The sequence below is a fragment of the Pseudomonas sp. C2.3V genome (genome assembly GCF_058536325.1).
The window spans coordinates 3,808,475-3,820,540 of the sequence record NZ_JBZUBN010000001.1 but is presented as its reverse complement, the minus strand read 5'-3'; the positions used below and the strand labels follow the sequence as shown (position 1 = coordinate 3,820,540).

8 protein-coding genes and 1 pseudogene are annotated in these 12,066 nt (G+C 51.0%); 3 read left to right on the top strand and 6 right to left on the bottom strand.

Features of this window, described 5'->3' with window-relative positions; genetic code table 11:
• Positions 1–12 precede the first annotated feature (12 nt).
• The 3 genes and pseudogenes from AC4LF3_RS18090 to aldA all read left to right on the top strand — a co-directional run bounded on the left by AC4LF3_RS18090 (position 13) and on the right by aldA (position 3,659).
• Positions 13–1,382, top strand: a pseudogene (locus AC4LF3_RS18090) (MFS transporter).
• A gap of 31 nt (positions 1,383–1,413) precedes the next feature.
• The gene (locus AC4LF3_RS18085) at positions 1,414–2,214 is read left to right on the top strand and encodes an HpcH/HpaI aldolase family protein (protein WP_074826895.1); all 801 of its coding nucleotides are present in this window, start codon (positions 1,414–1,416) and stop codon (positions 2,212–2,214) included.
• Between the two features lie 17 nt (positions 2,215–2,231).
• Entirely contained in the window at positions 2,232–3,659 is a 1,428-nt protein-coding gene (gene aldA / locus AC4LF3_RS18080; RefSeq protein ID WP_491836101.1) for an aldehyde dehydrogenase, read from the top strand.
• A gap of 337 nt (positions 3,660–3,996) precedes the next feature.
• Here the strand turns inward: aldA and AC4LF3_RS18075 are convergent, their stop codons facing one another.
• From AC4LF3_RS18075 to glcC, 6 genes are all read right to left on the bottom strand, one after another.
• Positions 3,997–4,773, bottom strand: a complete 777-nt coding sequence (locus AC4LF3_RS18075) for a PoNe immunity protein domain-containing protein (protein WP_491836100.1) — start codon at positions 4,771–4,773, stop codon at positions 3,997–3,999.
• Positions 4,774–5,248: 475 nt separating this feature from the next.
• Entirely contained in the window at positions 5,249–7,387 is a 2,139-nt protein-coding gene (locus AC4LF3_RS18070; protein WP_491836099.1) for a lipase family protein, read from the bottom strand.
• 4 nt (positions 7,388–7,391) lie between these two features.
• Positions 7,392–8,219: a hypothetical protein gene (locus AC4LF3_RS18065; protein ID WP_404628197.1), complete on the bottom strand. Its 828-nt coding sequence runs from the start codon at positions 8,217–8,219 to the stop codon at positions 7,392–7,394.
• A complete protein-coding gene (locus AC4LF3_RS18060) occupies positions 8,216–9,046 on the bottom strand; it encodes a DUF4123 domain-containing protein (protein ID WP_491836098.1) in 831 nt (276 codons plus the stop codon). The genes AC4LF3_RS18065 and AC4LF3_RS18060 overlap by 4 nt, the downstream gene beginning before the upstream one ends.
• Positions 9,043–11,118: a type VI secretion system Vgr family protein gene (locus AC4LF3_RS18055; RefSeq protein WP_491836097.1), complete on the bottom strand. Its 2,076-nt coding sequence runs from the start codon at positions 11,116–11,118 to the stop codon at positions 9,043–9,045. The genes AC4LF3_RS18060 and AC4LF3_RS18055 overlap by 4 nt, the downstream gene beginning before the upstream one ends.
• A gap of 115 nt (positions 11,119–11,233) precedes the next feature.
• Positions 11,234–12,007, bottom strand: a complete 774-nt coding sequence (gene glcC / locus AC4LF3_RS18050; RefSeq protein WP_010796003.1) for a transcriptional regulator GlcC — start codon at positions 12,005–12,007, stop codon at positions 11,234–11,236.
• Between the last annotated feature and the right edge of the window lie 59 nt (positions 12,008–12,066).

Here is a 12,066-nt window from a genome sequence, read left to right as displayed (position 1 = left end):
TGGAGAGCCTTGATGAATAACAACAATATGCAGGCAACAACGGGTGTAACAGCGAGTGCAACAACGGGGACTGCGTCTACCTCGCGGGAAACCGTGATCCTGGTCAAGAGTGCCCGGCTCAAGCGTATTCAATGGGTAGCGCTGACACTGCTGGTGCTGGCGGGGTTCGTCAATTACCTGGACCGCAGCACCCTGGCCATCGCTAACCACACCATCAGCCAGGAGCTGTCTTTCACGCCGACCGAAATGGGGCTTTTGCTCTCCGTCTTTTCCTGGGCGTATGCCGTAGCGCAGCTGCCGATCGGCGGCATTCTCGACCGTTTTGGTGCCCGTCTGACCCTGGGCCTGGGGATCTCCTCTGGTCGATTGCCCAAGGCATGCTGGGATTACTCAGTAGCCTGAACCATATGATCCTGGCGCGTATCGGTCTGGGCGTCGGCGAGGCCCCTCAATTTCCGGCCGGCGCCAAGGTTGTCAGCGAGTGGTTCAACATTAAGGAGCGAGGGCTGCCGTCTGGCATCTTCAACATGGCGTCCTCCCTCGGGCCGGCAATTGCCCAGCCGATTCTCGCCGCACTGCTTCTGGGCCTGGGCTGGCGGGCAATGTTCATAGCCATGGGAGTAATGGGTGTAGGCGTGGCGATTGTCTGGTACGCCGTCTACCGCAACCGTGATGAGGTCAGCCTTACCGTACAGGAACAACACTATCTTGACGAAGGCATGGCCAAGGGTGACAGCACGGGCCGTATGACCTTTGCTGAGTGGCGTGGACTCTTCAAGCTGCGTGTGACCTGGGGCATCGTCTTTGGCTACGTCGGCATCATCTACATGTTGTCCTTATACCTGACATGGCTGCCTGCGTATCTGGAGCGGACCCATCATCTGTCCCTTGCCAGCGCAGGCTGGGTCGCCAGTATTCCGTTCCTGGCCGGAGCGGCGGGCGTGATCAGCGGAGGGCTCCTGGTTGACCGCGTGATCCGTGGCGGCGCCAGCGTCAGCCGCAGCCGTAAATGGCCGATCTGCGGCGGCCTGATCTGTGCAGGCTTTTTCACGGTCCTCGGTGCATACGCCCAGGGCGTCGTCCCGGTCATGGCATTATTCAGTGCGGCACTGTTCTGCCTGAATGTAGCGGTAGCCGGCACATGGTCCCTCGTCAGCGTGGCAGTACCGTCACGCATGGTGGCCTCCCTCGCCAGCATCCAGAACTTTGGCGGCTATTTCGGCGGTGCCTTTGCTCCAGTCGTGACCGGTATGGTCGTGCAGCAGACCGGCTCGTTCACACTCGCCCTGGCCATCGCAGCCCTGATCGCACTGCTCGGCGCTGCGAGCTACTTCTTCGTCGTCAAGCTTCCTGAAAAAGGAGGCCATCTGGCTTCTCACTGATCCCTTAACGTTCAACACAACAGGACTTCTTATGCAGATGCCACACAACGCCTTCAAGGCAGCGCTCAAGCAGGACCAGACCACCTACGGCATCTGGGCCGGCTTTGCTACAGGCTACGCGGCGGAAATCATTGCCAGCCTTGGCTACGACTGGATGCTCATTGACGGTGAGCACGCACCTAATACCGTGCCGACGATTCTGGCCCAGCTCCAGGCGGTCGCACCCTATGCCACCCAACCCGTAGTGCGGGCTGTAACCGGGGATAGCGTGCTGATCAAACAGCTACTCGATATCGGCGTCCAGACCCTGATGGTGCCTATGGTGGAAACAGCCGAGCAGGCGCGTGAGCTGGTCCGGGCCATGCGCTATCCACCCCATGGTATTCGTGGGGTTGGCGGTGGGTTGGCCCGTGCAACCCGTTGGGATGGTGTGCCGGATTACCTGGCTACTGCCCATGAGGAGCTCTGCCTGATCGTACAGGTTGAGTCGGCCAAAGGGGTCGAGAACGTCGAAGCGATTGCTGCGGTAGAGGGCGTCGACGCGGTCTTCGTCGGTCCAGCGGACCTGTCCTCTGGGTTGGGCTATCCCGGCAATCCAGGTCATCCCGACGTGCAAGCCAAGATCCGGCACGCCATCGATGCCACCCGCGCCGCGGGCAAAGTCAGCGGTATTCTTGCCCCTCAAGAGGATGACGCTCGCCGCTACCAGAGCTGGGGCTGCCAGTTCATTGCCGTGGGCATTGATATCAGCCTGATGCGTCAGGCAGCCCTGGATAATCTGCGTCGCTACAAGGAAGGCCCGGCCGTCAGCGCGCCTTCGCGAACCTACTAAAACAAGAGGAACCGGCCATGACCCAACCGTATCAGAACTTCATCAATGGCGCATTTCAGCCCAGCAGCGAGCACCTTGGTGTTTTCAACCCGGCCACTGGTGTGCGATTGACCGACGTGCCTGCTTCCAACAGCGATGACGTAAACCGCGCCATCGAGGCTGCACGTGCCGCCCAGAAAGCCTGGGCAAAAAAGCCCGCTATAGAGCGCGCTGGGTACTTGCGCAAAATCTCCGCCAAGATCCGCGAGCATGCGCCTCGGCTGGCGCGCATCATCACTGAGGAGCAGGGCAAGGTCAGCGGCTTGGCTGAAGTCGAAGTCAACTTCACGGCTGATTACATTGACTACATGGCAGAGTGGGCGCGCCGCATCGAAGGCGAAATCATTACCAGCGACCGGCCTAACGAAAACATCTTTCTGTTCCGTAAGCCCCTGGGGGTGGTCGCCGGCATCCTGCCCTGGAATTTTCCGTTCTTCCTCATTGCCCGCAAGATGGCTCCAGCTTTAGTAACGGGCAATACCATTGTCATCAAACCCAGCGAAGAAACGCCGATCAATTGCTTCGAATTTGCCAAACTGGTCGCCGAAACGGACTTACCACCTGGCGTGTTCAACGTCGTCAGTGGGGCAGGGGAGGTCGGGGGAACGCTCAGCGCCCATGCTGGTGTCGACATGATCAGCTTTACTGGCAGTGTGGCTACGGGTGCCCGCATCATGGCGTCGGCTGCACCCAACCTCACCAAGCTCAACCTTGAACTCGGCGGCAAGGCACCGGCCATCGTGCTGGCTGACGCTGATCTCGACCTTGCCGTCCGCGCCATTCGCGGCTCACGCATCATTAATACCGGACAGGTCTGTAACTGTGCCGAGCGCGTATACGTCGAGCGTGGCGTAGCCGATGAATTCATCTCACGTGTCAGTGCCGCCATGAGTGAAACGCGCTACGGAGATCCGCTTGCCGACCCCTCGGTAGAAATGGGCCCGCTAATCAACCAGGCCGGGCTCGATAAAGTTGCCGAACGTGTGCGTACGGCAGTCAGTCAGGGCGCTACAGTCATCTCTGGTGGCAAGGTCGCAGACCTCCCCCAAGGGTTTCATTACGAACCCACCGTGCTGGCTGGCTGCCGCGAAGACATGACCATCATGCGTGAGGAAATTTTTGGTCCCGTCCTACCAATCCAGATCGTTGACAGTCTGGATGAAGCAATCGCCTTGGCAAACAACTCCGAATACGGCCTGACCTCATCTGTCTATACCCGCAGCCTGAGCAAAGCCATGCAAGCCTGCCGCGAAATCGATTTTGGCGAAACCTACATCAATCGCGAAAACTTCGAAGCCATGCAAGGCTTCCACGCGGGTGTACGCAAGTCAGGGGTTGGAGGGGCGGATGGAAAGCATGGGTTGTATGAATACACCCATACGCAGGTGGTATATATGGAGTGCTAATAAAGATGCCCACCTAAATGGGTGGGCATCTTTGATTTGAACAACTTAATTTTTCATTTGTGTGTTCAAAAATTTTATTTACCAAGAGTCATAAGGTACACTGTGTGTCTACATACTTCTTGGATATCTCGGATAGGGGGCTGTATTTACCGCCAGATGTGCCTTCTTACGGTCCTGCTTTAGCTATAGCGATTTTTCCTAAAATAATTTATCAGATCGTTGCCTCTGTTTGATACTTTAATAGTTAGGCGGAAACCTTATAATGAGTTTGCCTAGTATTAAAGATTAAGAGTCTGGTCAGAAGAAAGTTTCTCCTGCATAAGACTTGAATTATGGGTCATTGAGCTATTTTTTGGTTGCGAGCATAATTGACCAAGTCTTTGGGATACACCATGTGACTGATTTGGCTGTCATCTATGCCATAAAGATAGGCTACAGCGCCGGCTTCGAAAGCCCAGTAACCGAAGTAAGCACCTTCGGTTGAGGTCATACTAAGATGGCTATTATGCCACGTTGTATGTTTGAATGACGGATACCATTCTTTACAATACTGATTTAGAAGTTTTGAGGCCTCATATTTAGTTTCGGCATACATTGCATGTATCAAGGTAGTGTAAGGCTTATCATGGTACCATTCATCAATTTCTGCACGATTGGGTAGTACACTTCCTACAAGCTCTTCATAAAGCGTATCTTCAGCTGCATATCCTAGATCAACAATTTTAGTAATACGCTCTAGGAGATCCTTGCGATTAAGTAATACAGCTATTCCGATCAGTTGGAGGCAGTCTTCATAATCTTCAAGTTGGTCAAGACCTAGAGGCGACATCCTGGGTTCATTTTCATAACGCCCGAGAGCTAGTTGATAGTTTTCGTAGGCAGAAATTACTTTTTCGAAAGAGTCTTCGATCTGCTGTATTGGCTGTCCAGCTGTATAATCAAGAATCCAGGCCATAAACTCATTTCGAGCTATTAGCATAGTTGCAACTGACTCGGCTTCTTCAGGCGTATCCGCTTGCGGTTTGGTGATTTTTAAGAGTTCGATATCTTCTAATAAATAATTTCTCATGTTTTCGTAATATGGTGAGATCAAGAAAATTTGTCGAGCTTGCATTTGCTACGGCTCCGAAAAGATTAGTTGGGTTTCCATATCTTTTCGCTAATGCTATTTAGTAAAGTCCTGACTCCATTTCATCTATAATTAGATGCGGCATTCATGTGACTTTTAGGAGCGTATTTTTAGTAGCAGGCCTCACATGGCGTATTGGTAGGCTGCTCGAATGATCGAGAGGAGCATAAGGATTATGAATCTATCAAATTTTTATTTAAGCTATGAGAGAAGTAAATTTTGATGTAGATGGTTGGTTGTAATTTCGCCTATAGTTAATTTCATGTAAGTATTTAGATGCAAATTATTTTATCGTTTGTCGGTTAGAAATATTTAAATTGCCTGATTTTTGATCTTTAAGTTTTACATTAAGTTGGTGTTTTGATGTTTTTGATGTTTTTGATGTTAGAGATATGTCTTCTAAGAAATTGGCCGCTAACCGCACTTATGAAGCGGTTAGCTTAAGCCTTTTGTAGGTCAACTAGACGTAACTGGGTTTATATGTTCTAGGTATAGAGGCTAGTTGAGGTGTTTTGGACAGTAGGTTTTCATCGTGTTGTTGCCATCGGCTTATTAGGCTTAAAAGCATAGGATTGTTTATTTGAGATCCGTATACATTTTCAAGCGAAATAGGCTTTTGAGCTAGCTCCCTGATACGGCCTAAGGTACGGGGTAAGCGTCTCCTTTCGGCAGCGGCGAAGCTAATAGCTTGTTCGAATTGCTGCCTGCGTAGACTTAAGGAAACTTCTTGGTGTCGGTGTAGGGCGTCATATTTTTGCCAGGCTTGCTTTTCCCATAACTCTAAGTTTTTTTGATAACTATAGATTTCCTTTTCTAACCATTCTTGCTCGCGTTTGGTCAAGCTTTGACCTCCCTGCGCAGCGCTAGCTTTCCAGCGTAACAGCGTTGCATGACAAGCCGGAACATATCCAGCCACTGTAAAGTGTTGCGACATGGAAGCTAGCTGTGCAACGAATAGCGCTCTGTCAGGCATGTCATTTTTAATGTTGGCTGCATAATAAGTACACGCCGCTTCTTCAATTCCTGAACATTCCGGTTGCCAAAGTACTGAGGTAGTTTCCCCTCTGCCAATAGGGAGCGGTAGAAAGTGATGAAGTGTCCCGTGATGCTGATAATTATCACCTTTTAAATTGACAATACCTGCCAAGAATGCTGCGCCGCCTATTCCAGTTGCTCCTGTAATAAGTGCCGCTATTCCAGGTATAAATATTCGCTGGTCTGTGTCCATCCATGTTGCAGGTAAACTTGGAATAGGATCGTTATGGTTAACAAGCCGATGATGGATTAGTTCGGATGCTCCTTCGACGAACTTTTTATCGCCAGCGCGAGGTGCACCGTAGGTGTACAGTAATACATCATAATTACGTTCCTCTCGACGTAGCCATTCAGCTAATAAAAGTGCAATGGCCCCCCCTAAACTATGGCCGTTTACGACAATCTTTTGACCAGAGTAAAAGTTAAATAGGTAAGGCTTTACAAATTCTTTAACTGCAAGGAAAGCCTTATAAAATCCGCGGTGTGCCTGCCCTGTGCCTTCTTCATAAGGGACTTGTTTAGCATCTATATCGCGCGCGAAGTCTGGCCACTCTTGCGTACCCCTGATACCAATTAAAATCATTCGATCATCATGGCTAATATATGCTTGGGTATTAGTGTTAGTGTCGTTTAGACTGTGCAACTGCCAAGGTTTTTTTTGTTCATTCTCTTTTGTGTAGTAGAGTGGGTCGAAGGGAATGATTTCTAACCTTTTGGAGTAAGGAACTTCTTCTAAAATAAGATGGTAAGGAGTAACGTCTTTAAAGCGTGCAGGCTCTTCATTTAATGCGCCAGTTTCGATGTGTGCCAGTCTGCTGTTTAAGATATAGCCAATGCTGCCAGGGAAGGGATAAGTTGGAGGTATATCTTGGCCTTCAGCATATTTCTCTCCAAAATCTGAGTAAGCTAGAGTAGTAAGTAATGAGAGTTGATAGGCATCAAGCGCTGAAAATTCTGATGTTAGAGAGAGTAATGGTCGCCAAGCTGTTAAGGCTTTGATTTCTAATAAATGATGTTTATTGGGTGCAAGGCCAATGCCAAAAGATTTACCGTCATGCTGATTTGAATTGGATGCAAGTCTGATTGAGGGGCGTGGTGCTAATATATTTGATGCGGGGGGGAGATGACTAGTAAGCTCCACTAGATCACGTACCTCTACTCGATAAAAATCAGCATTCTCCTTGGCTGCTAGTTTCGGATTTGAGCTTAATTGGTTACTGTTTCGTCTTTGGGTCTGCTCAGCTGCAGCTTGTAGTTGTGTGATAGGAAGGGCAAAGCCTTGGCGGTGGGTTAAATCATCGTACCAAACATCTATATTTCCTTTATATTTTTCATGGAATCTAAGGATGGATGGGCCGCAATAAATAGGTTCAACTTTGGCATATCCTTTCTCGTCAAGAGTTCCTGTGTGCTCGCTGCCTTGGCTATCTATTAAGGAGTAAGATAAGTTTGCATAAGGCTCGCTTTGACCAAGCTCATCAACTAATCTGAAACTAACCCAGGCCTTTTTTAATGGACAATTTTGGTCCGGGCTGGAAATTAATTTTGCAAATGATTCATCCATGTTTTTATTCCGTGCAGTTTGGGTAGACCGTGCACTCCCGGCCATCCATGCGAAACTTTCTAAATGTAGGCGGGGTTTGGCATTGAGCGTATTTTGATGTTCTAATGCAAGGCTTCCAACCAGACTCTGCTCTTAACCAAGTACCCCGGAAGTAAGGGCGTTCTTCTTTAGAGTTTTGGAACTCAACATTAATGATTTTTCCGTCAAGCTCATCGCGTCTTACCGAAGTGCCTACGCCGTCACGTTTGTCATAGTCGTCAGGTACTTGCCAGTTTTCGTCAGCGCCATGACATACAAGGCCTTTAGTGAATACATCGTTTTTACCCATTAGCCGAAATAGCCACATACACTTTCCCTTTAAACTCAGTCTTCCGCTGGCAGGAAAATGCTTAGCTGTTTCAGGTAAATTTGTATAAATACCTATTCGGCCACCATCGCGACCAAAATCCCCATCTTTAGGGCTATATTTGGCGAATACGGTTAGATCTACATTCACTAACTTCATTTCGCATCCGGCCTCATGATACGACAGCGGTATTCGATAGCTAAAGTCCTGTGGCTTGTCTTTGTAGTCCGCTCGATGCTGCTCAATATGAGTGCGAGGAACATAGCCGCCCGTCCCTACACTATAAAAAGTGCAGACAGCTGGTTCGCTCTGTTGGTAGTAAGCAGTGGTTTGAAAAGAGTAGTTCTCAGGAATTTTCCCTGTTAGATCAAAGTGTTTGCCACTAGAATAGCTGACACTGCTAATAGCGCTTTCCTTTATGAAAGTGCCAACCCAAGAACAAGATGTAAGGGTTGATAGAAGTAAAAGCAAAATAAAATTTTTCATTTTTCCTGAGGCCTAAAGAAACTTTGGCAGCGATTAAAGTGTGCTAAGGGAGGCTCGTCTGGTAGGGGCGCCCATGCTGGATGATTGAGTTGGTTTAATCTGTTATGCATAAGCAGAAAAAATAGCTGATATGCATCTTTCCATTGGTAAATTTCAGCTTTAGCTAAACAGTCTTTCAGCCACGTGCGTATATGTAACTGCTTGGCCAGCTCAGTTGTTTCGGCTGGTTGCTTTTCCCATAGCCACTGTTCCAAGTTTAGGATTTTAATTTCTTGCTTTATCTCGTCTGGTTCGGAGTAGAGCCAAGGGAAAGGCGGCTCTGGTAACTGAGAGAGGCTAGGGGTTGGATTGTTATATTCTTTCCATTTTTCCGCGTGCCAATATAAAACACTTTCAAAGGGTCCTAGAAGATAAGGAGCTTGTTCACGTTTCAAATAGGCGAGGCTTCTAGCTATTACGCGGGGGTCTTGAAAACGGTAAAGAGATATTTGCTCATCTTCAGGTATTTCTATCCTGTCCTGTAAGTGTTTTTTTATAGCAGAAAATTCATGAAATTCTGTACAGGCTAACCAACCCCAGTCCCTTTCTGGATGTTGAATTAGACGTTGAATAGCTACGTTGTCCATGTCTTTAATTCTGATTAGCCAAGGTGCGATGGCAGAAAGCTCTTCATAGGAGGTCCCTTGGTAAAGATTGGCGTATTCCTTGATGGCTCCTGAGCCGAATAGCTCCGGTATAGGGTTAGGTTCGGCTAATGAGTCAATAATTAAATAAAGCGATCGCTGCTTATTTGTTTGGGTTTGGATCCACGAGTAGACAGGGCTCATCTTGCTAAATGTCCTATATCACACACACCTTCACGACATGCCTCGCATATTGGGCAACGGCTTGCACCTAACTGCCGGGCCCTTATAGCCATTTGCAGTTGTACATTGGCTAGTGCTAGCTTGGGTGGTTTCCCCGCCTTATCACTATCCGCTGCCCATGGAACAAGCGGCCCCAGGATCTGAATGCCGGAGCCAACACCAGGGCTTCCGCCTGAGTTGATGTTTACCGCTGCCCCCACCAACGTAACGCCGCTGGGGTCGAGCTTGATGAAGGCGCCGCCTGCCTTGGCGGTCAGTTCAAGGCCTGCTTCGATAACGACTTTGCTTCCGGCATACAGGTGGATCTCATTACCGGTCTCGATGTATTGCCCATTACCCAGCTTGATGTGCTGATTCTGGCCCACTGTAAGGTGGTCATTGGCCTTGATCTCGGTTTTACGGTCCAGGTCTGTGGTGTGGTGCTCTTCGGCCTTGAACTCCGTGTAGCTGTTTGCCTCGATACGGTCATGGCGCTCGTGACCGACACGGATTTTCTGGTCGTGCTCGATGTTCTCGTCCCAGTCCCGCTGGGCATGGATATAAATCTGTTCCTGACCTTTCTTGTCTTCGATGCGCAGCTCGTTGTAGCCGCCACCGCCTGGAGTGCTCAAGGTCTTGAAGACGGTACGCGTCTTGTTGGCGGGCAGGTCGTATGGGACTACGTTCTCCTTGTGATACAGGCAGCCGGTGATTAGAGGTTGGTCAGGGTCAGCCTCGAGAAACGTCACCAGTACTTCCATCCCGATACGGGGAATGGCGATGCCACCGTAGCGGTCACCGGCCCAATTACTGGCTACACGGAGCCAGCAACTGGTCTGTTCATTGGCCTGGCCTGCACGATCCCAGTGAAACTGGACCTTTACGCGACCGTATTCATCGCAATGGATTTCTTCGCCCTGGGGGCCGGTCACGACTGCCGTCTGACTTCCCAAAACAGCAGGCTTGGGATGCTCAAGAGCCGGGCGGTAGGGGACGTCCCATGGGGTAGCGGTAAAGCGGTTGCGGTAGCCCTGGGTGAAACCATCCTCTTTAGAGACGTCACTGGTGACGGACTCTTCCAACACCTGAGGCTGTCTTCCTTCATGGAAGACTTCCTGGATAAGCCAGAGCGCATTCCAGGACGTGCGGGGGTGGCTGGTCAACGGTAGAAAGTGCCCGCTGACCAGATCCGCGTCGCTTTGTCCCTCTGCGAGTTGTGAATCAGCCTGATGGCGCTCCAATGCGCGTTGGGCAAGGTGTTTGCCCCGGGTACGATCGGTAAAGCGGCCCGGATAGTCATAGTCCTCCAGATCAGGGGAGGATGGACCCTGGTAGGCTGCCTCCATCAACAGGCGTGGCTTCTCGAAGTTGTAATCGCGGCGTGTAACCCGACTGGTTCGCGTCGCCAGGCGCACACCGAAACGGCGAACGACTTCATGTTGAGCCGCTAAGCCGGAGTCTTGCTGATAAGGCACAGATGAGAGCTTGGGGAAGACCGTCTGATCGTCTCCAAAAACGAGCACATGACCGCGGCTGCTGTGCTGAAAGTGGTAGCTCAGGCCTTCTTCTTCACAGAGACGCTGGATGAAATGTAGGTCGCTCTCATCGTATTGAACACAGTAGTCCCTCGGTGGATAGACCGTCTTGCCGAGCTGGAAGCGATAAGCTCCTTCGAACAGACCATGCTCCTTGAGGATCGCTTCGATGATCTTGGGGACGGTAAGCTGCTGAAAGATACGCTGATTGACGCGGTGCGCCAGGTAGGCCAGTTGAGGCACAAGGCTGACACGGTAGCGCGTCAGGCGCTTGCCCGAGTCGCCTTGAGCGGCACGGTAAATAAGTCCGTGAACACCGCAGCCGCTAGGGCCAAAAGCAAGGTAGGCCGGCTTGTGCAGCAGGCTTTCCAGATCGAGATCAGGCTGTTCGCTGACAAGCTCAATATCGAAACGATACGTTTGATTGAGGGCTTCGTGGCCTTCAAAGCTCAGGACCTGCAGGTCTGTCGACAGGCCTTCGAGCGAAAGGGTGATATGGCTTTCATTTGCGTCCAGCATCCTGCTGAGCCTTCTTTCCTTGAAGAACAGGGCGCGGAGAGTGCCGAACTAGACCGCACATTACCGTGAACTGTGTCGCAATAATGGCTATAGGGCAATAAACCTGCCCGAATGGTTAGACCCATCCCTCCAGCCGCATTGTTGCGCGAACCAGACGTTGCTCTTCCTGTTCGATCTCCCGCAGATTGTCACGAATGCTGTGGATATGGTCGAGCGCCGCGCGGCGGGCCTGATCGGGCAAACGTTGGGTAACAGTCTGATAGAGGCGGGTGTGCTGGCGGTCGATCTGCCTGCGTTGCGGCGGGCGGTGATAGAGGTTGGCTATACAGGCAAACACCGATCCGAGCAGCAGATCATTCAACGACTGGAGGGTATGCACCAGGACGGGATTGTGTGACGCCTCGCTGATGGCGAGATGAAACGCATGGTCCAATCGGGCATGGGTATCTGCGTCCAACGCTTCCGGGTTTTCACAAGCCTCGCACAGCGCCTGATAACGCCGGCCAATCAACACAAAGTCCGCCTCTGTACCGCGCAAGGCTGCCAACCGGGCGGCTTCTCCTTCGAGCAGGGCGCGCACTTCGAGCAGATCGAAGAGCGTACGGGGTTGACTGCCAAACAGGTGCAGCAGTGGGCTGGTGTCATTCGAGGCGCTGAGGCGAGCTACAAAGGAGCCGCGGCCCTGGCTGGTTTCAATGATGCCCCTTGCTCTCAGCACACCGAGTCCTTCACGCAGGGCCGCCCGCGAAACCCCCAGCTTGTCGCACAGGCGACGCTCGGAGGGCAGGGCTTGCCCGACCTTTAATACGCCATCAACGATCAGCCGTTCGATCTGCTCGCTTACAGCATCGGCAACCTGTCTTCGCTTGGTGACTTCAAGAGTGCTCATGGCTCTGGTCTGACCAGTTGGTAAAGGCTTAGTGGGCATGAGTGCATGGTCTTTCGTCA

Coding starts and splice junctions, on each gene's coding strand:
- AC4LF3_RS18085 (WP_074826895.1), top strand. CDS start 1,414: ATGCAGATGCCACACAACGCCTTCAAGGCAGCGCTCAAGCAGGACCAG.
- aldA (WP_491836101.1), top strand. CDS start 2,232: ATGACCCAACCGTATCAGAACTTCATCAATGGCGCATTTCAGCCCAGC.
- AC4LF3_RS18075 (WP_491836100.1), bottom strand. CDS start 4,773: ATGCAAGCTCGACAAATTTTCTTGATCTCACCATATTACGAAAACATG.
- AC4LF3_RS18070 (WP_491836099.1), bottom strand. CDS start 7,387: ATGGATGAATCATTTGCAAAATTAATTTCCAGCCCGGACCAAAATTGT.
- AC4LF3_RS18065 (WP_404628197.1), bottom strand. CDS start 8,219: ATGAAAAATTTTATTTTGCTTTTACTTCTATCAACCCTTACATCTTGT.
- AC4LF3_RS18060 (WP_491836098.1), bottom strand. CDS start 9,046: ATGAGCCCTGTCTACTCGTGGATCCAAACCCAAACAAATAAGCAGCGA.
- AC4LF3_RS18055 (WP_491836097.1), bottom strand. CDS start 11,118: ATGCTGGACGCAAATGAAAGCCATATCACCCTTTCGCTCGAAGGCCTG.
- glcC (WP_010796003.1), bottom strand. CDS start 12,007: ATGAGCACTCTTGAAGTCACCAAGCGAAGACAGGTTGCCGATGCTGTA.